This is a genomic window from Agrobacterium tumefaciens (genome assembly GCF_017726655.1).
In the GTDB taxonomy this organism is placed as follows: domain Bacteria; phylum Pseudomonadota; class Alphaproteobacteria; order Rhizobiales; family Rhizobiaceae; genus Agrobacterium; species Agrobacterium tumefaciens_B.
The window spans coordinates 584,057-605,393 of record NZ_CP072309.1 but is presented as its reverse complement, the minus strand read 5'-3'; the positions used below and the strand labels follow the sequence as shown (position 1 = coordinate 605,393).

The following is a 21,337-nucleotide window of genomic DNA, read 5'->3' as shown; positions in this document are numbered from 1 at the left end:
ATCCGAGCGACTTCTATCGGGTACGATTAAAGTGAGACGCGAATGTCCAGCCGATGGCTGGGCGCTCTCGCCTCAACTGCGGGTATGGAGAATGAACGCCCTGACAGCGGGAGAGGCTTCAGTTTTGCGGTGGGCGATGGCGAGATCCGAAGTGATTGCGCTTGCTGCAAGCGGAACGTAGCGCACACCGGGCAACCGCAGACACTCCAGCGAGCGCGGCACCAGTGCCACGCCAAGGCCGATGGCCACAAGGCTGGCGATGGTCGTGTAGTCCCGTCCTTCTGCGCTGATACGTGGCTGGAAGCCTGCTTCGTGGCAGGCTTCGATCGTGTTGTGATGAAAGCCGACATCTGGTGGCTGTCTGGGAGTTATGAACGTTTCGTTGGCGAGGGACTTGAGATCGAGTTGTCGCGCATGGGCCGCGGGGTGGCTTTCGGGAAGTGCTGCCATCAGCGATTCGCGCAGAATGACATGTGTCGTGACACCTTCCGGAACGGGTGCGGGCGGGCGGATGAAGGCAACGTCCAGATTGCCATCCGCGATATTGGCGAGCTGCAAACGCATTTCCATCTCCGTCAGTTGAAGCTCTACATCGGGATGGGAGGCACGAAAACTGGTAATGGCCTGTATCATCATGCCGGAATAGGCCGCAGAGGCGACATAACCGATGGAAATGCGACCGGTTTCGCCCCGGTCGACACGCTTTAGCGCCGCAAGCGTTGCCTCGGCACTGCTAAGAATTTTACGTGCATCCTCATAGAGAAGCTGACCCGGTGTCGTCAGCTTCACCGAACGGCGTGTACGGTCCAGCAACGGCATCCCGACGATTTGCTCCAGCGCCATGATCTGCTGGCTTAGACCCGGTTGAGCGATACCCAGACGGGCGGCCGCCCGTTCGAAATTCCGCTCATCCACCAGCGTGGTGAAGTAGCGCAGATGTCGCAGCTCAAACGACTCCGTCCTGCTTGCCGGTTTCCTGCCCACGGTGTGGCCTTCCAAGTGCCGTTTGAATAATTCCAGACTATTATCGCGGCCAAATTTCATAATCAATAATGATAAAAAAATCTTGTTTCACTTATTGGATCACGCTCGACAGCTTGCGTAATAAGATGACTGAAATTCTCCAGAAAGGATGCCGCTTGGGCAGCAGCGGATGATGAAGGGTCTTGGCGTGCAAAAAAAAACGAAACACAGCTCCATTTTGATGGGCGGGTGCGCCGCCATTGCCTGCGCGGCATTCGTCAATCAGGCCGCGCTTGCGCAGGAAGCCGCATCGACAGTTTTGCAGACTATAACCGTCGATGGTTCGAGCGTTCAGGATCCCAAGGCGCCGCTCAAAGGTTATGTGGCGAAGTCAAGCGCCAGTGCCACCAAAACGGGACGATCGCTGATCGAAACGCCGCAATCGGTATCCGTCATCACCAGAGACCAGATGGATGCGCAGAATGTCCGTAATCTCAGCGAAGCGCTGAATTATGTGCCGGGTGTCGTCGCGCAGCCGTTTGGCGCTGATCCGCGTTTCGACGCACCTCGCATTCGTGGTTTCCAGGGCAATCAGCTGCAGTTTCTGAATAGCCTGCGGCTGATGCGCACGGCTGGCGCGCCGTCTTACGAAGTCTACGGGCTTGAGCGGGTGGAGGTCATCCGCGGGCCGGCTTCAGTCCTTTATGGCCAGGGCAATCCCGGCGGTCTCATCAATCTCATCAGCAAGCGGCCTACATTCGAGCGCTTTGGCGAAGTTGGCGCGCAGGTCGGCAGCTATGATCAATATCAGTCGATGTTCGACCTCGGCGGTCCGGTTGGGGAGAGTGACACTTTTGCCTATCGCCTGACGGGCGTTGCCCGAAATGCCCATCTTCAGACGGACGGGCTGGAAAACGACCGTTATTTCATCGCCCCGGCGCTGACATGGCAGCCGGACGAGGATACGAAGCTCACAGTGCTCGCCTCCTATCAGCACGATAATCCAAGTTCTCCCTCCGGTCTTCCGGCCGCTCTCACCTACTTCAGGCCCGGCAACATGCTGGATCGCAGCTTTTCCGTTGGCGATCCGTCCTTCGATACGTCAAACCGCAAGTTCGCGACGATTGGTTACGAACTCGAGCACCGTTTCGACGACACCTTCACGTTCCGCCAGAATGTCCGTTACTCGAATTTCGACTGGTCTTACCGGGCGCTCGGCACGTCTTCGACGGGCGGCGGAATGATCGGCAGCCTCATTCGCCGTAACGCGACCTTTCAGGACGAGCTGTTGAACACCTTCAACATCGACAACAGCCTGCAGGCCGATTTTGCCACAGGACCGATCGATCATACGTTGCTCGTCGGTCTGGACTACCGCTATTTCGATAATAACGTCAAAACAGAATTCTGGGCCGCAACGCCGCTCAATCCAGTCAACCCAACCTATGGCGGGCCGATCAGCCTCACCGCGCGCACGCTTTATGCCGATGTGAAAACGGATATTTCCCAGATCGGTCTTTACGCGCAGGATGAGATGGCGATCGAAAACTGGCGGATCACCGCCGGTCTGCGACAGGATTGGGCAAGCACCAGCGGCACGACGTTCAACGGCACCACCTACCGCTCGCTCGACAAGGATGATCACAAACTGACAGGCCGCGTCGGCGTGAGCTACCTCTTCGCTGGCGGCATCGCCCCCTATGTCAGTTACGCGACCTCCTTCGAGCCCGTGCCGCAGCCGGCTGTCGGTGATGCGCCGAAACCGACTACTGGCGAACAATGGGAAGCGGGCATTAAATATCAACCTGATGGGTTTGACGGGTTCTTTTCGGCCGCGATCTACGATTTGAAGCAGAAGAATGTGACCACGACCGTTGGCGGCGTGACGCAGCAGATGGACGAGGCACATGTGAGGGGCCTCGAGCTCGAAGGCGTGGCAAGCCTTACTGACGGGCTCGACCTGCGGGCGGCCTACACCTACATGGACAGCGAGGTTTCAGGCCGTGTGAATGACGGCAAGGAGCTTGATAGCACCCCCCGGCATGCGGCGAGCCTCTGGCTGGATTACACTTTTGCAGAAGATACGGCGCTTGAGGGTTTCGGCATCGGCGGCGGTGTCCGTTATGTCGGGAAGCGCTATGGCGATGCCGCAAACACCTTTGAGATGAAGGGCATCGCTCTTCTCGATCTCGGTGTGCATTATGAGAAGAGTGGTTACCGTGCTTCGCTTCTCGTGCAAAACTTGACTGATAAAGAATATATTTCTAATTGCTCCACTTTCGGATGCTACTACGGTGACGGCAGGACCATCATGGGCAAGCTGACCTATCGTTGGTAACGCCATATCGAAAGTGAAACAGCACGGGCATGGGACGCAGGGATCGATGGATGTCCCCTTTGTGGGGACGGCGGGAGTTTTTAGGTCTGCTCGCCGCGTCGGCTTTTGTGAGGACGGCGGGGGCGGCTGCGACGCCGCGTATCGCGGCCATTGACTGGGCGATGCTCGAGACATCTGTGGCCCTCGGCGTCATGCCCGTCGCGGCGACGGAGCTGATTCAGTTCAGGGCCGGCGCGGTCGAGCCGACACTTCCTCGCAGCGTCGCGGATCTTGGCCTTCGGGGTGCCCCGAACTTCGAGCTTTTGCAACTCTCCAGACCCGACCTCATCCTGATATCGCCCTTCTACACCCGCTATACCAGCAGGCTGGAGACGATTGCGCCCGTCTTCTCCCTGCCGTTTTATGTGAAAGGCGAGCCGCCCTTCGGCAAGGCGCTCGCGGCGGTAACGGCTCTTGGTCAGAGACTCGACCGGAAGGAGGAGGCGCAACGGGTTCTCGCAGAGACGGAAAAGGCGCTGCAAACCATGCGCGCCCGGCTCGCGGCTTTTTCCGGGCGGCCGACCTACGTCATCAATATCGGTGACGCCAGGCATTTTCGTGCTTTTGGTTCGGACAGCATGTTCGGGGACATTCTCGGCCGGCTGGGGCTGGCCAATGCCTGGGTCGATCGTTCGCAGTTTACCTTCGCGGCGCCCGTGCCGATCGAAAATCTCGCAGCGTCGCCGGAAGCGCGCATCGTCATCGTCTCCGACATTCCGGTCGAGGCGCGTGAAAGCCTGCGAAATAGCGCCATCTGGCGGGCCTTGCCAGCCGTGCGGGACGGTCGGGTCGTCGAACTTGCCAATGTCGCGCCTTATGGCGGTATCACTGCCGGCATGCGTTTCGCGCGGCTTTTGACGGAAGCCATGCTTGCCAGGGGAGACAGCCTTTGACGGCGCGGCCACTGCAGATTTTTTTGGGGTTCATCTTCATTCTGGCCTCGGCTCTTTCGCTGCATGCCGGGTTGCAACGGCTGCCTTTCGATGCATGGCCAAGACTGCCCTTCGACGCCGCTTCCATGTCGATGGATCAGGTCATTCTTGCCTTCAGCCTGATGCCACGTATGGCGGTCGCCATTCTGGCGGGCGCGATGCTGGGTCTTTCGGGTGCGCTTTTCCAGCAGTTGCTGCGCAATCCGATCGCCGATCCTTCCACGCTCGGGATCTCGGCTGGGGCCCAGCTCGCCATCGTGATCTCCACCCTGTTCTTTCCTTCTGTTCTCGACGGTAACCGAGTGTGGGTGGCGCTCGCCGGAGCTTCGGTGGCGGCGAGCATCGTATTCCTTCTCGGCTGGCGGCGCTCCTTCGAGCCTGTGACGATGGTGGTCTCTGGCCTGCTGGTCGGCATCACCGCCGCCTCCCTTGCCGCGGCGCTCACACTTGCGCAGGGCGAATATCTCATGTCGTTGGTCGTCTGGAACGGCGGCTCGCTTAGCCAGCAGGACTGGTCCAACGTTATCCTGCTGGGCCTCCAGCTTTTGGCGGGACTTGTGCTGACCGCACTGTTGATCCGACCGTTGACGGTTCTCGGGCTCGGCGATTCCGGCGCGCAGTCCCTTGGTCTATCGCTTTTTTCCGTCAGGCTTGCGGTCGCGGCAGTTGCCGTCATGCTGGCGGCCTTTGTTGCTGCGGCAGTCGGCCTCGTCAGCTTCATAGGCCTTGCAGCGCCCGCACTCACCCGGGCGTTTGGCGTTCGCCGCTCGTCCTCCGTGCTTTTCCTGTCGCCGCTTCTGGGCGGCTTGCTGCTCTGGTTCTGCGATGGTCTCGTTCAGCTCGTGGCGAGCACGACGGCGGAGGTTTTCCCAACGGGTGCAGTCACGGCGCTGATCGGCGGTCCATTGCTTCTCTGGCTGCTTCCAAAAATCCGGCCGACGGATGTCACCAGCGGCGAGGGGGCGGAGCCGGCAAAAAGGCGGCAGCTTGCGGCGCTCTTGCCGGTACTTGTCTTGATGGGTGTGCTGGTTTTCGCAGGGCTTGTTATCGGCAGGGGACCTGAAGGCTGGACAATGCTGACGACGGGGGACCTTGAAAGCCTCTTGCCGTTTCGCTGGCCGCGTTTGGCGGCCGCCATGGCCGCGGGCGGTCTTCTGGCGATGGCAGGTGCACTTCTTCAACGCCTCACCGGCAACCCCATGGCGAGCCCGGAGGTGATCGGCGTTAGTGGGGGCGCGGGCCTCGGCTTCGCTGCCGCCATAACGATTTTTCCGGCAGCCGGATTGTTCGAACTGTTCAGCGGCGCCGGCATAGGCGCCGCACTGGTCATGATCCTTGTGCTGTTCTTCGCCGTGCGCCGCCACCTTGCACCGGAAAAAATCCTGCTCGCCGGCATCGCCGTCAGTTCGCTCTGCTCGGCTGTCCTTTCAGCCTTGCTTGCCATAGGCGACCAGCGTGCCTGGCAAATTCTCGCCTGGCTGAGCGGGTCCGGCTCGACGGCGACCCCGGCATCGGCGGTCTTTCTCGCGATCATGTCCGCCGTACTTCTGGCCGCGTCTCTGTCATTGACGCGATGGCTGACGATCCTTCCCCTCGGCCGTGACGTACCAGTCTCGTTGGGCCTTCCGCTGAGTGGTGCACGCATTGCGGTGATCGCCGTTGCCGGCATTGCCACAGGTGCTGCCTCGCTGCTCGTCGGCCCCCTGAGCTTCGTCGGATTAATGGCGCCGCATATTGCGCTGCGCGCCGGGTTCACGATGCCACGCGGCCACCTGCTTGCTTCCTTCCTGTTCGGCGCGGTGCTCATGGCGCTTTCCGATCTTGGTGCGCGAACGGTGACGTTCCCCTATGAACTGCCGCTTGGGCTTTTTGCAGCGCTCGCCGGTGCCCCCTATCTGATCTGGCTGTCGGGCAGGCGATGAATTTTTGAACGATATATAGAGGTGAGAAACATGGGTCAGGCAGCACTGGCAGTCGATCAAGATACACCGCTTTTTTCTCTTGATGGCGTCACCATGGCGGTGCCGGGCAGGACGTTGTTGCAGCCGTTGACGACATGTTTTTCAACCGGCAAGACTATCGGCCTGATAGGACATAACGGTTCTGGAAAATCGACGCTGCTCAAGATCCTGGCGCGCATCCAGGCGCCAACGGCCGGCCGGGTTTCGTTCGAGGGTATGTCCTTAAATGCCTGGGGCAACCGCGAATTCGCGCGCAAGCTTGCGTATCTGCCGCAATATACACCGGCCGCCTCCGGCATGCTGGCCAAGGAACTGGTAGCGCTTGGCCGTTATCCCTGGCACGGAGCGCTCGGGCAATTCACCCGCGCAGATCAGGACAAGGTGGATGAAGCGATCGAGCTCACCGATACCGTTGCCTTCCGTGACCGGCTGGTGGATACGCTTTCCGGCGGCGAGCGCCAACGTGTGTGGCTCGCCATGCTGGTGGCGCAGAATGCCGAAAGCCTGCTTCTCGACGAGCCCATCTCCGCGCTTGATATGGCGCACCAGATCGAAGTGCTGTCACTTGTTCAGAGGCTATCCCGCGAAAAGGGCCTCGGCATTATCGTTGTGCTGCATGATGTCAACATGGCGGCAAGGTTCTGCGACGAGATCGTTGCGCTCCATTCCGGCAATCTCATCGCCAGGGGAACGCCCAAAGAGATCATGACGCCGGAGACGCTTGAGCTAATCTACGGCGTCCGCATGGATGTCATGATCCACCCAGCCACGGGCTTTCCTGTCGCATTGCCGCTCTGAGTTGTTGCAGCAAAACAACGGGTGATAACGACGGGTGTTAAACGGCAAATCCCCGCTCATTTGCCGCCCTAACAATGTCTTAATGGCCGCCTAGCCCGATCAGACATTGTTAACCGCGCCGCTTTCATCGCCTCCAATTAAGTTGTTTTGGATCGATTTTTCGGAACAAACGTTAACAGTGCGGAATTCAATATCCGGAGAGGGCAAGAAGGGCTGCTGCGGGTAGAATAAAACAGGAGAAGATCAAATGAAAAAGGCTGTTGCCGTAACTTTTGCCGCATTGACCATGGGCCTCGGTGGAGTAGCCTCCGCTGTTGCTGCTGACCTTGCAGGATATGAACCCGCTCCTCGCGAGCAGGACGACCGTAATGGCGTGAAGATCGGCTACCTCACCTGCGATATCGGCGGCGGCGTCGGTTATGTTCTCGGCTCTGCCAAGGAACTGGACTGCACCTTCCAGTCCACGATCGGCGCGCGTCGCACCGACCACTATACCGGCGCCATCCGCAAGATGGGCGTTGACCTCGGTTTCACCACCCAGGGCCGTCTCGTCTGGGCTGTATTCGCTCCCACCGCCGGTTACCATCGCGGCTCGCTCGGCGGCCTCTATCAGGGCGCAACGGCTGAAGTCACCGTCGGTCTTGGCGTCGGCACGAACGTTCTCGTGGGCGGCACTTCCGGCTCCATCCAGCTGCAGACGGTCAGCGTGACCGGCCAGGTTGGTCTGAACCTCGCAGCGACCGGTACGTCTGTGACGCTGACCGCCATGAACTAATCGGCAAATTGCCCGCTACTCTCACCGGGCATTCTGTCGCATGTCAAAAACACGCCCTCTTCGTTGTCAGACGGAGAGGGCGTTGTAGGATCAGGGCCATGATTTCAATGTCCAGACAAGCTGCGGCCGCAGCCGCGTTTTTCCTGTTGCTTGCGGCGAGCGCCTTTGCAGATGGCGATGCCGCGCATGGCGAGAAGGTTTTCAGCCGCTGTTCCACCTGCCATAGCATCGACGCACCGCGCACACGCATGGGGCCGCATCTGATGGGTGTGGTCGGCAGACCGATCGCATCAGTCAATGACTACGGCCATTATTCGCAGGCGCTGAAGGATGCTGGAGCGGCCGGTCGCATCTGGTCTGAGGAAGAGCTTCAGAAGTTTCTCTCCAGTCCAAAGAAGGCGATACCTGGAAATGCAATGCGGTTTTTCGGACTTTGGAGCGACACCGATATCGCCGACCTGATCGCGTATCTGAAGACCCATCCGCTGCCGCAATAATGTCAGAGCGGTGCTTCGGATAAAATGTTTTCTGCTTCTTCCGTCGTCATCGACATAACGTTCGACCCGATTTCGAAGCTGAAACCGTTTCTCGCGAAGGCCGAAAATTCTTTTGCCTTGCGCTTCTCATCAAATTCGACCCGACGAAAGGGACCAAATGCGCGTTTTCTCGCAAAATTGATGGCAGCGATAAGATCGTCAGTCTCCTGGAGTGCGACGGCAGCGGTCTCCCGGTCTACCCCCTTTAACTGGAGTTTTTGCGCCAGCCCCCGTTTCGATTTGCCACTGCGCTGGCCGCTTCTCACCGTGATTTCAGCAAAGGCGGTATCGTCAAGCGCCTTGATGTCGTAAGCGAAACGGACCGCAAAATCGCCGAGCGCCCTTACCTGGGCGGCGCTTATAGTCTCGAATTTCACTCGCGCCTTGCGCATGATGGCGTCGCGTAGTTGCTTCTCCGTCATCATGCGTTGTTCCAGCCGGTAGAGCGCGGAATTGCGTGCCCAGGACAGCATGCGGCTGGTAGGTTCAACGGCGGATTTGTCGCCGTCGAACTCCATGTCATCAGTCAGGAACAGGTCTGAATCGTCGCTCATGGCGCAATTATAGCGCCCTGAAGTGACCTTGCCACGCCCTTCCAGACCGGTCTTTACCGATCTCAGGGCGTTTGTGCACCGGTTGCGGCGACATAGACCGAATACAGTGATTTCGTTGCGGTGATGAACAGGCGGTTCTTCTTCGGGCCGCCGAAGGTGAGGTTCGCCACTGTCTGCGGTACCTTGATCTTGCCGATGAGCGTACCGTCAGGCGCAAAGCAGTGCACGCCATCACCCGCGCTTGTCCACAGATTGCCGGCCGTGTCGAGGCGAAAGCCATCCGGCAGGCCGTTGTCGAGATTGCAGAACTCCCGGCCGTTGGCGAGTTTGATGCCATCCACGACGTCGAAGACGCGGATATGGCGGGGGCGGGAGACATCGTGGCTGTAGGAACTGTCGGCGACATAAAGCTTTGTCTCGTCGGGCGAAAAGGCAAGGCCGTTCGGCTGCGCGAAGTCATCGACGGCGATGTCGATCTTTCCGGTGGCGGGATCGAGCCGGTAGACATTGCGGGTCTTCTGCTCCGGCTCGGCCTTATAGCCCTCGTAGTCGGAAAGAATGCCGTAGGTCGGGTCGGTGAACCAGACGCTGCCATCGGATTTGACCACCACGTCATTGGGGGAGTTCAGCCGCTTGCCGTCGTAGCTGTCGGCGAGAACGGTGATCGAGCCGTCGACCTCGGTGCGGGTGACGCGGCGACCGCCATGTTCGCAGGAGACGAGCCGCCCCTGCCGGTCGCGAGTATTGCCGTTAGTGAAGTTGGAGGGCTGGCGAAAAACCGAAATCCCGCCGTCCGGCACCCAGCGCAGCATGCGCTCATTGGGAATATCGCTGAACAGCAGGCAGTTGAGATCGGCAAACCACACCGGGCCTTCGGCCCAGCGGCAGCCGGAATAAAGCTCTTCCAGCTCTGCATTGCCGACAATCAGATGGCGGAAGCGGTCATCGTGGATTTCGTAAGGGGATGTCTTGTCTGTGGTCATGAGCGTGGTCCGCTTGTGGGCTTGTCGTTTGGGTTCAGCGCATGGCCTTGCGGCCGCTTGCCAGAAGAATGACGGAGATGATGATGAGGCCGGTGAGGATGAGGCGGATCCCGGCGCCGAAACCATAGGTATTCAGCATCGAAACCACCAGGAACATGAAGAGCGAAGCGCCCCAGATGCCTGGAACATTGGAATCGCCGCCCGCGACCGCCGTGCCGCCAATGACAACGACGGCGATGGACATCAGCAGATATTCCGATCCCATGTTAAGCGCCGCACCTCCGGAGAAGCTGGCGAGCAGATAACCGGCAATTGCCGCCAGCACCGCGCAGAGCACATAGGTGACAAAGCGTGCGCCATCCACGGGAATTCCGGTCATGCGGGCAGCAAAGGGGCTTTGGCCGATGGCGGCAATCCAGCGTCCGTAAAATGTGCGGTCGAGCAGGAGCCAGGCGACGACCGAGAGGAACAGTGCGACGAGCGCGACGTTCGGAATACCGAAAGAGCTTGAAATCGCGAATGTCGCCAATGTTTCCGGCGGCTTGATGCGCAGACCACGGTTTGACCAGATGGCGATGGATTGCACGATGAAGCTCATCGACAGCGTCGCGATGATCGGCGGGATGCGCAGGAGTTTGATCAGCGCATAATTACCGATGCCGATGGCGACGCCGATCAGAATGGCGATCAGCAGTCCGGGCAGGATGAGACTGTCCGACACATCCATGAATTTCAGGGCAAGCGTGCCGGATAGCGTCATCGTCGCGGGAACGCAGAGATCGATGTTCCCTGGCCCAAGCGTGATGACGAACATCTGGCCGATGCCGACGATGACGGAGAACGCCGCGAAGGTGAGGGCGGCATGCGACAGGCCGAAGGAGCTTGCGCCGCCGGTGAAGAGCACGGTGACGATCCACACCGCAACGGTTGCGGCAAAAGACCAGATCCATGGTTTTCTGGTGATGGAAGCGAGCCCATTCATTGGTTTTTCTCCCGCTTTTCGAGACGGTTGAGCAGGATGCGCAGTGCAAGCACGATGATAAGGATCGCCCCTTGGGCACCGATCTGCCAGTCCGGCGAAATGCGCATGAAGGACAGGAAGGAGCCTGCGAGCGTCAGCGTCAAAGCGCCGATGACGGCACCGATGGGCGATACTCTTCCGCCGACAAATTCGCCGCCGCCGAGGATGACGCCGGCGATCGACAGCAGCGTGTAGCGCAGGGCGATATTGGCGTCGGCCGATGTCGTCAGGCCCACAAGGGCGATACCGGACAGCACCGCGAATAAACCGGCCAGCGCAAAGGTGGCGGCGCGGATGCCGATGACCGACCAGCCGGAACGCTCGACAGAGCGGAAATTTCCGCCGACGCCGCGCATCAGCACGCCGAACGAGGAGCGCATGACGATATAATGGGCGATGACCGCAATCAGGATGCTGGCGACGATCGCGATCGGCACGAAAGGCGGTTTCGCCGTCATCAGGGTGCGGATGAAGGCTGGCGCCTGGCCGCCCGGCGAAGGCAGAATAAGAACGGCGAGGCCGCCCCAGACGAAGCTCATGCCGAGCGTGACAACGATGGAGGGCAGGGCGCGGATATGGATGACGGCCCCAAGCACAGCATAAACCGCTATCGCTCCGGCAAAGATCGCAATACCGAGCAGGGGCGTCGTTTGCAGGAAGGTGGCGGTGACGCAGGCGCAGAAGCTGACGAAGGTGCCCATCGACAGGTCGAGATCATTGACCGACATGATCAGCATCTGCGCAATGGTGGCGAGCGCGATCGGCACAGCCAGATTGAACAGCAGGTTCATGCCGGTGTAGCTCATGGCACGCGGCTGCATGTAGAAGACCGCGGCGAGCAGGAAAGCGAGCGAGGCGGCGGGAATGACGAGGCGGAGGGCGTTTGCCGAGAGTTTCATGCGTGGTCTTCTCCGGCAAAGGAGGCGGCCAATACATTCTGCTCGGTAATGTCATCGCCGACGAGCTCGGCCTGGATGGCGCCATCGCGGAAGACGTAGACCCGGTCACAAAGGCGGATTTCATCCATTTCGGTGGAGTACCAGATGAAGGTGCGGCCGTGAGAGGCTTCAGTTCTCAAGATATCGTAGACCTCCTGTTTCGTGCCGATATCAACGCCGCGCATCGGGTCGTCCATCAAGACGGTGCTGGCGGTGGTGGCGAGCGCACGGGCGAAAAGCACCTTCTGCTGGTTGCCGCCGGAGAGGGACAGGATCTTGTTGCCCATATCAGGCGTGCGGATTTCGATGCGCTTTTTCCACTGATCGCCGCGTTCGGTCTCCTTCGCCCTGTCCACCACGCCTGCGGATGAAATATCCCTGAGTGACGCGATGGACAGGTTCTTGAGGATGCTCCACAGCGGGAAGGTGCCGTTGAGGCTGCGGTCACCTGCGACAAAGGCGATATCGGTCTTGCGCGCCAGCAGCCAGCTGCTGTTGCGGGCAAGGTAAAGCTCGAGAAGCGCTTCGGTCTGGCCATGGCCGCCAAGACCGGCAAGGCCGATGATCTCACCGCGAAAGGCCTCGAAGGCAAGGCCTTCGCCCCGGCGCGCCGGCATGGACAGCACCTTTTCGCCCGCCTTGCGGTTTTCGAGTTTCTGCCTGTCCTGCGGCTTGACGACGCTGCCCATGGCTTCCACCAGCGTGCGCGTGGTGAATTCGCCGGCCGGCCGGTTGGCCACCACGCGGCCATCCTTCATCACCACGATCCGGGTGGCGGTCGAAAGAATCTCGCCGAGAATATGCGAGATCAGCAGAACGGAACCGCCCGTGCGCACGAAACGACGGACATAGTCCATCAATTGTTCGGCCAAGCCGGCGTCGAGCGAGGAGGTGGGTTCATCGAGGATCACCAGCCTCGGGGCCTCAGGTGTGCGGCAGAAATTGATGGCGATTTCCACCATTTGCCGCTCGGCAATGGAAAGCTCGGCAATCGTCAGTTCGCAATCGATGCTATGCCCGGGAAAAATCTCGTCCAGCGTCTGGCGGATCATGGCAAGAGCGCGCCCGCGCCAGTTTCGTCCGCTGATAGTGGCATGCATGATGCGTACATTTTCGCTGATCGTCAGGTTCGGGCAGAGCGAGAATTCCTGAAACACGCAGCGCACGCCGCTCGCACGCGCGGCGGCGATGCCGTGGCGGTTATGGTCACTGCCGTAGGAAATGGAGCCTTCATGCGGCGTCAGCCCGCCATTGATGACGTTGACGATCGTGGATTTTCCCGCGCCATTATGGCCGACGAGGCCGAGGCATTCCCCGGCACGGATGACGAGATCGGCCCCATCCAGCGCCTTGACCGCGCCAAACGCGACCTTCACGCCGCGTGCGGCGACGACTTCTTCCGCCTCGATGATGTCATTCATGAGCAATTGCGCCAGTGATCTGAAATTGAATATGTGGGGCACTGCGGCGCCTCTTTCGAAAGCGCCGCAGGGTCAGGCATCGAACCGTAGACTACTTCGCCGAGGAAATGACCTTCTGGGCATCCTCAAGCGAGTATTCGACATTCGCAACGCCACCCTTCTGGGTGTTCTTGAGGTTCTCCTCAAGGTTCGCCTGGTCGATGCGCAGGAAAGGAACCGTCAGGTCCTTCTTCACTTCCTTTCCATCGAGAATCTGCTGCGCCACCCAGAATGCGAGCGTCGAAACGCCCGGAGCGATGGAGACGGACATGGTCTCGTAACCGCTGGCATCCTTCTGCTGTTTCCACCATTGCAGCTCGTCTTCGCGGTTGCCCATCACGATCGTCGGTGTCGGGCGCTTGGCAGCGGCGAAAGCCTGTGCCGCACCATAACCGTCACCGCCCTGGGTTACGACGGCCGCGACTTCAGGAAGGCTCGGCAGAATACCGGCGACGGCGCGCTGGGCGACATCCTGTGCCCAGTCGCCATTGACCGAACCGACGATCTTGAACTGCGGGTTCTTGGCAACGGCATCGACGATACCGGCATGGATTTCGTCATCCACGGAAACACCGGCGAGACCGCGGATTTCGAGCAGGTTGCCGCCCTTCGGCATGGCCTTGGCGAGGTAGTCGATCTGGCTTGCACCCATCGCCTTGAAATCCACCGCGATGCGCCAGGCGCAGGGCTCGGTGACGATGCCATCGAAAGACACGACGGTGATGCCGGCATCACAGGCTTCCTTCACCGCGCCGTTAAGCGCGGTCGGCGAAGCGGCGTTGATGACGATGGCGTCATAACCCTGCAGGATGAGGTTCTGGATTTGGGCTGCCTGTTCGGTCGCCTGGTTTTCCGCTGTCGTGAAGGCGTCGGCTGCGGCCACCTGCTTGTCGGCGACGGCTTGCTTGGTGATCTTGTCCCAGCTGGTCAGCATCGCCTGACGCCAGGAATTGCCTGCGTAATTGTTTGAAAGCGCAATTTTTTTGGCCGACGTATCGGCATGTGCGGTGATCGGCAGAGCTGCGCATGCGACAGCGGCCGATGCCAGAAGCATCTTTCTGAAAGCCATTGATTTCCTCCCTGGTGGCTTGCCCTTTCGGGGTCCCGGAATCCTCCTCTGCCACAAATCTCCTCGGCGGCAGACGAAATCCCGTTGCACTGGAGCTCCGTTCCCCAGTACAAGCAAGAATGACCAATAAGATTTGGCTTGTATAGGCGGATCACGGCAATCTTACTGCGGGTTTCCGCAGAAAGCATGCGGGAACCCGCAGGACGAAACGGCATTCCGGGCGCAGAATGGATGATGCGGCGCTCTAGTGTGCTTAAACCTGCGCCGCCCGATGTCGATTCGGCAGGCGCTTGGGAGGGCGTCGGCAAATGTTGGATACGCCGAAAAGCGCGCTTTTTCATCACTACATGGGCATTTCGCGCCTGCTGGCCGGGCAGCTGGAATTCAACGCCATTATTCAGGCGGTTGCGACCGAGATCAGTCATATCATCCCGCATGACCACATGGATGTTTGCATCAAACAGCTGGATGACAAGTACCACATCGCCTATGAGAGCGGGCTTGTCAGCGCCTGGAGCAAACACCCGCCTGCACTTTTGACCGGAAGTCCCATCCGCTCCCTCCTGTCCGGAGAGGTCGAGCATCTTCTGAGCAGCGATGCCTGCGCCGATCCCCGATTTCACTTCAAGGGCGCCTTTTCCAGTCCCATCCATGAACTCGACCTGCATAGCCGTCTGCATGTTCCGATGAAGGTGCACGGCGATATCATTGGTGCGCTCAGCTGCTCATGCCATCGAGCCAATGCCTATACGATGGAGGACGTGGCCAATGCGCGCGCAGTGGCGGATCTGCTGGCACCCTATTTCTATGCCATCCGCGCCGCCGAGCAGGCGAAACGTTCAGCCATCGAGGAGGCGCGTGCCAATGCTCGCGAAGAAGGACTTCGCCTCGGCGCCCTGCAATTGACGGAGGCTCTCGAGGCCGAACGTCAGCGGATCGGCATGGACCTGCATGACCAGACTCTGGCCGATCTGACGAGGCTGGCGCGACGTATCGAGCGCATGAGCCATTCGGCGGATATGTCGGGCGATATGCTGGAACCGGTTGTCCGGAGCCTTCAACATTGCATGCAGGACCTGCGCGAGATCATCGAGGAAGCAAAACCCTCGATCCTGCAGTTGTTCGGGGTCGTTGAGGCAATCGAGACCTATGTCGACCGCTCCGTGCGCGATAGCGGCTCGGTTATAAAGTGGTCTGTCACCGATGAGACCGACGGCCTGGTGGAGAGGCTCGACAAGACGGTGGCGATCTCGCTGTTCCGCATCGTACAGGAGGCGGTCAACAACGCCATCAGGCATGCCCAGCCGGATACGATTGCCGTGACGCTCTCCGCGGTTGATGGCGGGTTGAGGGTGACCGTGAGCGATGACGGCAATGGCGGCGGTGACAATGCTGCCTCCGGCGGTCTCGGCATTGGCAATATGAAGACAAGGGCACGGCTGATTTCGGCCCGTTTTGATATTTCCGGCAATGAAGCCGGAGCGGGCACCCGCATCACTGTTACGCTGCCGCGAGGTGCTTTCGATGCCCGGGAGGATGTTTGACATGGACGTGCTGATCGTTGAGGACGATGTGCTGCACCGCGCCTATCTGAGTGAGGCCGTGAGGGCGGCGCTGCCGGAATGCGACAATGTTCTGGAGGCCGCAAATGGCAGGGCGGGCGAGAAGCTCGCGCGCGAAAATCGGGCGGCTCACATCGTCATGGATTTGCAGATGAACGAGCGCAACGGCATCGAGGCGGCGCGTACCATCTGGAAGGAGCGGCCTGATACGCGCATTCTTTTCTGGTCGAACTATTCGGATGAAGCCTATGTACGCGGCGTTTCCCGCATTGTGCCCGAAGGTGCCGCCTATGGCTATGTGCTGAAATCTGCTTCCGACGATCGCCTGCGGCTAGCGCTCAGGAGCATCTTCATCGAGGCGCAATGCGTGATCGACCGGGAAGTGCGCGGGTTGCAGGAGAAGAGCCTCGGCAAGGCCCACGGTTTCACCGATTCCGAATATGAAATCCTCATCGATGTCGCGCTGGGCCTCACCGACAAGGCGATTGCGCGCCGCCGAAACCTGTCGCTGCGCAGCGTGCAGAACCGGCTGCAAAGCCTCTACGAAAAGCTGAACGTGCATCAGGCGGCCGGTGATGAGGAGGCGGAAGGCCGATTTAATCTTCGAACGCGCGCCGTTACCGTGGCATTCCTGCGCAAGCTTTTGAATTACAGCGCGCTGGAACGGGCTGAGCGAGACCTGTCGGAATGGGCGGGGAGCCGTTGAGTTATCAGGGGAGGAAGGCCAGCAGCCGTCTTTCATCCGCCCTGAGGCCCGAGACGGGTTTTGCCCCGACCTTCAAGATGCGGCTGAGCTTTTTCTGGGCCTTTTCTTCCGTCGCGATGTCGAGGACGGCGGGATGCACATAGCTCTTGCGGCAGATCGCCGGTGTGTTTGAAAGCTCCGCCGCCGCTGCCTGGCACATGCCCTTGATGCTCGGCTTTTCGCCCGCCGCCACATGTTCCATCGCATTGCAGAAGGCAGCGAGTGTTCCACCCCAGGTGCGGAAGGTCTTGGCTGAAATGCCCTGGCCGCCAATGCGCGCGAGGTAGGCGTTGAGGTCGCTGGAATCGACGGAATGCACCCGGTTTTCGCTATCCTGCCAGACGAAAAGCTCCTTGCCGGGAAGATCGGCGATCTCCTCGAGGATTTTCTGAAGGCGCGGATGACGCAGCTGCCGTTTCACCTTCTGCCCGCCCTTGGCAGCAAAGCGCAACTCGATTGTCTCACCAAAGGACACGTGGCGCTTGAGCAGGGTCGTCGCGCCATAGGTGCCGTTGGTTTCGAGATAGGAGCGGTTGCCGACGCGCAAATAGGCGGCGTCGAGCAGCAGTGTGAGCGCGGCAAGCGTCATCTCCTGCCCGTGGTCCTGTTTTCCGACGTCCGCCAGCGCGCGACGGCGGATGGTGGGCAATGCCTTGCCGAAGCTTTTCAGCTGAAAGAATTTGGTTTCTCCGCGTAGCGCATGCCAGTCGGGATGATAACGATATTGCTTGCGTCCCCGGGCGTCGAAACCGGTTGCCTGAAGATGCCCGGCCGGATCAATGCAGATCCAGACATCCCTGTAAGCGGGTGGCACGCCCAGCGACTTGATGCGTTTCAGTTCGACGCTGTCGGAAAGAAGTTCGCCGCCCGGAAGGCGATAGCAGAAGCCACGCCCGCGCTTTTCGCGAGCGATACCCGGTTCCTGATCGTTGACATAGGCAAGGCCGAGTTTGGCAAGAAGACGGGTAGGCGGCTGTGGCATGGTTGTTTCCGGCACGTTTGAGGTTGCGGGAAACGAAAAACAGGCCACCTTCGTTCCGGCAGCCTGTCTTCCTGTTGTGGGTTTAATCAGCCGGCCCTGGCGATCCGCAAAATCTGTGAGTTGCCGCCGCCGCGCTCTTCGGTCACCGCATAGACGGCGCCGTCCGGGCCAACTTTCACATCGCGAATGCGCGCCTCCAGCGGCAGTCGGCTTTCAGTCGCAACCTTGTCGCCATCGATGTGCAGGATGACCAGACCCTGGCTGACCAGGCCGCCAACGATGAAGGCGCCCTTCCATTCGGGTATCTGGTCACCGTCATAAAAGGCCATGCCGGAGGGGCCGATAACGGGGTCCCAATAGTATACGGGCTGCTCCATGCCTTCCTTGGCGGTGATACCTTCACCCACTTCGCCGCCGCTATATTCTATGCCATAGGTGATGACTGGCCAGCCATAGTTCAGCCCTGCCTTTGGAAGGTTCAACTCATCGCCGCCCTTCGGTCCATGCTCGACGGTCCAGAGTCGGCCTTGGCCGTCGAGGGCCGCCGATTGCAGGTTGCGATGGCCATAGCTCCAAATTTCCGGCAGAGCGTCCTGCTGGCCGGCGAAGGGATTGCCCTCAAATGCCTTGCCGTTGGCATCGATGCGGAAAACCTTGCCGAGACCACTCGACAAATCCTGCGCCTGAACGCGGGGCGTTGCGTCCGACCGCTCGCCAACAGTGACGTAAAGCTCGTTGTTGGGGCCGAAGACGAGGCGGGAGCCGAAATGTTTGTCGCCGTCATAGGTCGGCATCTGGCGGAAGATTACCGAGACATCCTCCAGTTTTGCCGCACCGCCCTCTTCACTCAATCTCGCAGAGGCAACGGACGTACCGTTGCCGCCCTCGCGTGGTTCGGAAAAGGAGAAGAAGATCTTACGGGATGTCTCGAAGTCGGGCGCCAGCGCGATATCGAGAAGACCGCCCTGTCCGTCGGACGCAACCTCAGGCACACCTTCCAGCGCCGGGCCCGTCTTGCCATCTGCGACGATATGCATGGCGCCTTCCTTGGCAGCAACGATCATACGACCGTCTGGCAGAAATTCCATGGACCAGAGATGCGGCAGACCCTCTGCAACGACGGTTTTTTCCACGTTTGGCTGGTTTGCGGCTTGGGGAGCGCGTGTCTGTCCCTCAAAGGCCGGTTTCTGATCCGGCGCATTCGGCCGTTTCGTTTCGGCAGCCGGAGCGGTCTGGGCGTGGGCGATCCCGGAAAGCGGCAAGGCAAAGAAGGCACACAGGATCGTTGAGCTCAGAAATCGGGTCTTATGGAACATGGGTCTCCCTTCCTTCGTTAAGGTCTTGCGAAAAACCATCTGGGAAGGGATTCGTTTCGTTCGATAGTTTCAAGAAAACTTGATCATCGCGTGTGCAGCCCTCGCACTTTTTCTAACCCGTAGGAATTCATACGGAACCCTATTCCTTTGGCCGCGTTTGGCATCGGTTAGACGGAGGGTGACATGCAGATCATTGACAACAAGACGATAGATGGGAACCAGACCAAACCGATCCTGAACGTTGCGGAATTCTGCCGCCGTTACAGGCTCGATAAGGCTGAAGAATCGCGGCTGAGGAAGTTATTCGGTGACTTCGCGTCGCGCCATGAATTGCTGATGAATGCTCAGCGTAAGCCGAACTTTCGCTGATCAGCAATCGTCCTCAACGGATTTTCCAAAGATCATGAAGACGTCGTAACGGGTGTTTTTACCCGTTATCTGGTGAGAGGGCTTGCGAATGCCCGGCATCGGATCTGCGCGCAACGGCCATTTCAGGACGACGCGTTTTGTGGCATTCTCCAGCGCAGCCTCCATAAGTTCCACCTGATCCTGATCTGCCCCGACGAGCTCCCTCAACACCCGCATTTCTTTTTTCACCAGCGCCGTATTGTGGCGGGGAGGATGCATGGGGTCGACGATGACCACTTCGGGTGAAAGTTCCTTCAGTAGATACCGCGAATCCCCATGGACCAATGTCATGCGGGCTGCCGCCTCAGCGTAGGCGCCGCCCGCCTCCGTTGCGCGCCGGATACCATCGGTGAGATGCGCATGCATGTCTGGCGAGCGTTCGATAAGGGTGACCTCCGCTCCGAGCGATGCGAGCAGGAAGGCATCCCGCCCCAGCCCGGCCGTGGCATCCACGATCTTTGGGGTGCGGCCTTTGGTGAAACCGGCGGCCTTGGGCAAGGCTTGCCCGCGCCCCTCGCCGGAGCGGAAGCGGTGTCCGACCGCGCCGCCGACGAAATCCACCACGAAGCTTTCGTTCGGTTCTTTCATCTCGGGCCTCAGAACGGACAGGCCACGGTGTAGGTGACGCCACGACCATCGGGATGACGGAAGCCGACTTCCTGTGCATGCAACATGAGGCGCGGCGCGGCAATGCGTGCATCCCCCTCGGCATAGAAGTCGTCGCCGAGAATGGGGTGGCCAAGTGCCTTCATGTGGACCCGCAATTGATGCGTGCGGCCGGTGAGAGGCGTCAGCGCCAGTCGGGTTGCCGGAAGCGGCAAACGCTCGAGCACCCGCCAGAGGCTTTGCGCCGGCTTGCCATTTTCATGGTCGACCCGGTGGCGCGGTTTGTTCTCGGGATCGATGGCAAGTGGCAGGTCCACTTCACCCTCCTCGCCCTTCACCTCGCCCCAGACAATTGCCACGTAGGATTTTCGCGTCTGGCGGTTTTCAAACTGTGACGCAATTGCCGCATGGGCCTTGCGGTTTAGGGACATCAGCACGATTCCAGATGTGTCCTTGTCCAGGCGGTTGATCATCAGCGCTTTCGGGAACTCTTTTTGGACGCGCGTCATCAGGCTGTCGGAAAGCGCAGGATCGCGCCCCGGCACTGAGAGGAGTCCGCTCTGCTTATCCAGCACCAGCAGATCGTTGTCTCGGTGCACGATGGTGAGCCATGGATCGAGCGGCGGGTTGTAAACGGGGTTCGATAGCTCTGAAGACATGCGCTTCCATAACATGAATTTCGGGCTCGGACAGGCGCTCTAATCTGGAATTTGCAGGTTGACGCGGCCGCTCGTAAGGTCGCTGAGAAGCCGGGTGAGCCTTTCAGCGTCCTCGGCTGGAACCGAGAGCAGCATATCCGCGCCCGTGCCGGTAAAGTCTTCTTTTTCCAGCCGCAGGTTCGGCGCCGCGGAAAGCCGCGATTTTACCAGCGCCAGATCGGAAAATGGGCAGGTTAACGTGGCGCTGACATAGGCAATGACAGGGGAGGTTTCGCCAAGCCGCAGGCACGCTGCCGCGGTGCCGCCATAGGCGCGCATCAATCCGCCGCTGCCAAGCAGGATGCCGCCGAACCAGCGGATGACCAAGACTGCGACATTGTCGAGCGCCTGACCGTCGATGGCCTGAAGGATCGGCTTGCCTGCCGTGCCCGACGGCTCGCCGTCGTCGCTGAAGCGATAGGTCTGGCCGCTTCGCCACGCCCAGCAATTATGGTTCGCATCGGGATCGGAATGCGCTGCCAGAAAGGTCTTCGCGTCGTCTTCGCTCGTGACGGGTGCAGCAAAGGCGAGGAAGCGGCTTTTCTTGATATCCTGCGAAAAGGTGACGGGGCGGTCGAGCGTGAACATGCACGTTTCATTATCGCATATATTCGCACGCGGAAATCGGTATAAGGCACGGAACAGTGAAACTA

21 protein-coding genes are annotated in these 21,337 nt (G+C 59.8%); 9 read left to right on the top strand and 12 right to left on the bottom strand.

The features are described from left to right. Window positions 1-72: 72 nt before the first annotated feature. Complete coding sequence (locus AT6N2_RS16880; RefSeq protein ID WP_209090342.1) at window positions 73-1,044, bottom strand: LysR family transcriptional regulator; 972 nt, start codon at window positions 1,042-1,044, stop codon at window positions 73-75. Between the two features lie 88 nt (window positions 1,045-1,132). Here AT6N2_RS16880 and AT6N2_RS16875 point away from each other — a divergent pair, with 88 nt between their 5' ends. The 6 genes from AT6N2_RS16875 (at window position 1,133) to AT6N2_RS16850 (ending at window position 8,303) form a co-directional block, all read left to right on the top strand. Then, a complete protein-coding gene (locus tag AT6N2_RS16875; protein ID WP_209090341.1) occupies window positions 1,133-3,301 on the top strand; it encodes a TonB-dependent siderophore receptor in 2,169 nt (722 codons plus the stop codon). Window positions 3,302-3,330: 29 nt separating this feature from the next. After that, window positions 3,331-4,233: an iron-siderophore ABC transporter substrate-binding protein gene (locus AT6N2_RS16870; protein ID WP_209090338.1), complete on the top strand. Its 903-nt coding sequence runs from the start codon at window positions 3,331-3,333 to the stop codon at window positions 4,231-4,233. Further along, on the top strand, window positions 4,230-6,194 hold the full coding sequence (fhuB, locus tag AT6N2_RS16865; RefSeq protein WP_209090337.1) for a Fe(3+)-hydroxamate ABC transporter permease FhuB: 1,965 nt from the start codon (window positions 4,230-4,232) through the stop codon (window positions 6,192-6,194). The genes AT6N2_RS16870 and fhuB overlap by 4 nt, the downstream gene beginning before the upstream one ends. Window positions 6,195-6,224: 30 nt before the next feature. Then, window positions 6,225-7,031: an ATP-binding cassette domain-containing protein gene (locus tag AT6N2_RS16860; RefSeq protein ID WP_063947107.1), complete on the top strand. Its 807-nt coding sequence runs from the start codon at window positions 6,225-6,227 to the stop codon at window positions 7,029-7,031. A 247-nt stretch (window positions 7,032-7,278) separates the two neighbouring features. Then, a complete protein-coding gene (locus AT6N2_RS16855) occupies window positions 7,279-7,806 on the top strand; it encodes a DUF992 domain-containing protein (RefSeq protein ID WP_063947108.1) in 528 nt (175 codons plus the stop codon). 98 nt (window positions 7,807-7,904) lie between these two features. Further along, window positions 7,905-8,303, top strand: a complete 399-nt coding sequence (locus AT6N2_RS16850) for a c-type cytochrome (RefSeq protein ID WP_209090335.1) — start codon at window positions 7,905-7,907, stop codon at window positions 8,301-8,303. Window positions 8,304-8,305: 2 nt separating this feature from the next. Here AT6N2_RS16850 and recX read toward each other — a convergent pair whose 3' ends face one another. The 6 genes from recX to AT6N2_RS16820 form a co-directional block, all read right to left on the bottom strand. Next, window positions 8,306-8,896 (bottom strand): recombination regulator RecX, encoded by a 591-nt coding sequence (gene recX / locus AT6N2_RS16845; RefSeq protein WP_209090333.1) that lies wholly within the window; start codon window positions 8,894-8,896, stop codon window positions 8,306-8,308. Between the two features lie 62 nt (window positions 8,897-8,958). Next, on the bottom strand, window positions 8,959-9,879 hold the full coding sequence (locus AT6N2_RS16840; protein WP_209090331.1) for an SMP-30/gluconolactonase/LRE family protein: 921 nt from the start codon (window positions 9,877-9,879) through the stop codon (window positions 8,959-8,961). 34 nt (window positions 9,880-9,913) lie between these two features. Continuing rightward, the gene (locus tag AT6N2_RS16835; RefSeq protein ID WP_209090329.1) at window positions 9,914-10,861 is read right to left on the bottom strand and encodes an ABC transporter permease; all 948 of its coding nucleotides are present in this window, start codon (window positions 10,859-10,861) and stop codon (window positions 9,914-9,916) included. Then, entirely contained in the window at window positions 10,858-11,799 is a 942-nt protein-coding gene (locus tag AT6N2_RS16830) for an ABC transporter permease (protein ID WP_063947112.1), read from the bottom strand. Before AT6N2_RS16830 ends, AT6N2_RS16835 begins: the two co-directional genes overlap by 4 nt. Beyond that, a complete protein-coding gene (locus AT6N2_RS16825) occupies window positions 11,796-13,259 on the bottom strand; it encodes an ATP-binding cassette domain-containing protein (protein ID WP_209090327.1) in 1,464 nt (487 codons plus the stop codon). Before AT6N2_RS16825 ends, AT6N2_RS16830 begins: the two co-directional genes overlap by 4 nt. 91 nt (window positions 13,260-13,350) lie before the next feature. Then, the gene (locus AT6N2_RS16820; RefSeq protein WP_209090325.1) at window positions 13,351-14,367 is read right to left on the bottom strand and encodes an ABC transporter substrate-binding protein; all 1,017 of its coding nucleotides are present in this window, start codon (window positions 14,365-14,367) and stop codon (window positions 13,351-13,353) included. Window positions 14,368-14,675: 308 nt separating this feature from the next. Here AT6N2_RS16820 and AT6N2_RS16815 point away from each other — a divergent pair, with 308 nt between their 5' ends. Next, the gene (locus AT6N2_RS16815) at window positions 14,676-15,911 is read left to right on the top strand and encodes a GAF domain-containing sensor histidine kinase (RefSeq protein ID WP_209090323.1); all 1,236 of its coding nucleotides are present in this window, start codon (window positions 14,676-14,678) and stop codon (window positions 15,909-15,911) included. A gap of 1 nt (window position 15,912) precedes the next feature. Next, the gene (locus tag AT6N2_RS16810; protein WP_144578568.1) at window positions 15,913-16,635 is read left to right on the top strand and encodes a response regulator transcription factor; all 723 of its coding nucleotides are present in this window, start codon (window positions 15,913-15,915) and stop codon (window positions 16,633-16,635) included. A 4-nt stretch (window positions 16,636-16,639) separates the two neighbouring features. On the opposite strand, the gene AT6N2_RS16805 is transcribed toward AT6N2_RS16810, so the two are convergent. Beyond that, entirely contained in the window at window positions 16,640-17,656 is a 1,017-nt protein-coding gene (locus AT6N2_RS16805) for a DNA topoisomerase IB (protein WP_209090321.1), read from the bottom strand. Window positions 17,657-17,742: 86 nt separating this feature from the next. Continuing rightward, a complete protein-coding gene (locus AT6N2_RS16800) occupies window positions 17,743-18,972 on the bottom strand; it encodes a PQQ-dependent sugar dehydrogenase (protein ID WP_209090320.1) in 1,230 nt (409 codons plus the stop codon). Between the two features lie 183 nt (window positions 18,973-19,155). On the opposite strand from AT6N2_RS16800, the gene AT6N2_RS16795 reads away from it, so the two are divergent. Continuing rightward, window positions 19,156-19,341: a hypothetical protein gene (locus AT6N2_RS16795; protein WP_063947119.1), complete on the top strand. Its 186-nt coding sequence runs from the start codon at window positions 19,156-19,158 to the stop codon at window positions 19,339-19,341. Here the strand turns inward: AT6N2_RS16795 and AT6N2_RS16790 are convergent, their stop codons facing one another. The 3 genes from AT6N2_RS16790 to AT6N2_RS16780 are packed head-to-tail and all read right to left on the bottom strand — an operon-like array spanning window position 19,342 to window position 21,272. Further along, entirely contained in the window at window positions 19,342-19,968 is a 627-nt protein-coding gene (locus tag AT6N2_RS16790; RefSeq protein WP_209090319.1) for a class I SAM-dependent methyltransferase, read from the bottom strand. 8 nt (window positions 19,969-19,976) lie between these two features. Continuing rightward, window positions 19,977-20,645, bottom strand: a complete 669-nt coding sequence (locus tag AT6N2_RS16785) for a pseudouridine synthase (protein ID WP_209090318.1) — start codon at window positions 20,643-20,645, stop codon at window positions 19,977-19,979. 39 nt (window positions 20,646-20,684) lie between these two features. Then, on the bottom strand, window positions 20,685-21,272 hold the full coding sequence (locus tag AT6N2_RS16780) for an IMPACT family protein (RefSeq protein ID WP_209090317.1): 588 nt from the start codon (window positions 21,270-21,272) through the stop codon (window positions 20,685-20,687). Window positions 21,273-21,337 lie beyond the last annotated feature (65 nt).

Coding starts and splice junctions, on each gene's coding strand:
- AT6N2_RS16785 (WP_209090318.1), bottom strand. CDS start 20,645: ATGTCTTCAGAGCTATCGAACCCCGTTTACAACCCGCCGCTCGATCCA.
- AT6N2_RS16790 (WP_209090319.1), bottom strand. CDS start 19,968: ATGAAAGAACCGAACGAAAGCTTCGTGGTGGATTTCGTCGGCGGCGCG.
- AT6N2_RS16825 (WP_209090327.1), bottom strand. CDS start 13,259: ATGAATGACATCATCGAGGCGGAAGAAGTCGTCGCCGCACGCGGCGTG.
- AT6N2_RS16880 (WP_209090342.1), bottom strand. CDS start 1,044: ATGAAATTTGGCCGCGATAATAGTCTGGAATTATTCAAACGGCACTTG.
- AT6N2_RS16810 (WP_144578568.1), top strand. CDS start 15,913: ATGGACGTGCTGATCGTTGAGGACGATGTGCTGCACCGCGCCTATCTG.
- AT6N2_RS16800 (WP_209090320.1), bottom strand. CDS start 18,972: ATGTTCCATAAGACCCGATTTCTGAGCTCAACGATCCTGTGTGCCTTC.
- AT6N2_RS16840 (WP_209090331.1), bottom strand. CDS start 9,879: ATGACCACAGACAAGACATCCCCTTACGAAATCCACGATGACCGCTTC.
- AT6N2_RS16870 (WP_209090338.1), top strand. CDS start 3,331: ATGGGACGCAGGGATCGATGGATGTCCCCTTTGTGGGGACGGCGGGAG.
- AT6N2_RS16830 (WP_063947112.1), bottom strand. CDS start 11,799: ATGAAACTCTCGGCAAACGCCCTCCGCCTCGTCATTCCCGCCGCCTCG.
- AT6N2_RS16815 (WP_209090323.1), top strand. CDS start 14,676: ATGTTGGATACGCCGAAAAGCGCGCTTTTTCATCACTACATGGGCATT.
- AT6N2_RS16820 (WP_209090325.1), bottom strand. CDS start 14,367: ATGGCTTTCAGAAAGATGCTTCTGGCATCGGCCGCTGTCGCATGCGCA.
- AT6N2_RS16875 (WP_209090341.1), top strand. CDS start 1,133: ATGCCGCTTGGGCAGCAGCGGATGATGAAGGGTCTTGGCGTGCAAAAA.
- AT6N2_RS16805 (WP_209090321.1), bottom strand. CDS start 17,656: ATGCCACAGCCGCCTACCCGTCTTCTTGCCAAACTCGGCCTTGCCTAT.
- AT6N2_RS16795 (WP_063947119.1), top strand. CDS start 19,156: ATGCAGATCATTGACAACAAGACGATAGATGGGAACCAGACCAAACCG.
- AT6N2_RS16835 (WP_209090329.1), bottom strand. CDS start 10,861: ATGAATGGGCTCGCTTCCATCACCAGAAAACCATGGATCTGGTCTTTT.
- recX (WP_209090333.1), bottom strand. CDS start 8,896: ATGAGCGACGATTCAGACCTGTTCCTGACTGATGACATGGAGTTCGAC.
- AT6N2_RS16850 (WP_209090335.1), top strand. CDS start 7,905: ATGATTTCAATGTCCAGACAAGCTGCGGCCGCAGCCGCGTTTTTCCTG.
- AT6N2_RS16855 (WP_063947108.1), top strand. CDS start 7,279: ATGAAAAAGGCTGTTGCCGTAACTTTTGCCGCATTGACCATGGGCCTC.
- AT6N2_RS16780 (WP_209090317.1), bottom strand. CDS start 21,272: ATGTTCACGCTCGACCGCCCCGTCACCTTTTCGCAGGATATCAAGAAA.
- AT6N2_RS16860 (WP_063947107.1), top strand. CDS start 6,225: ATGGGTCAGGCAGCACTGGCAGTCGATCAAGATACACCGCTTTTTTCT.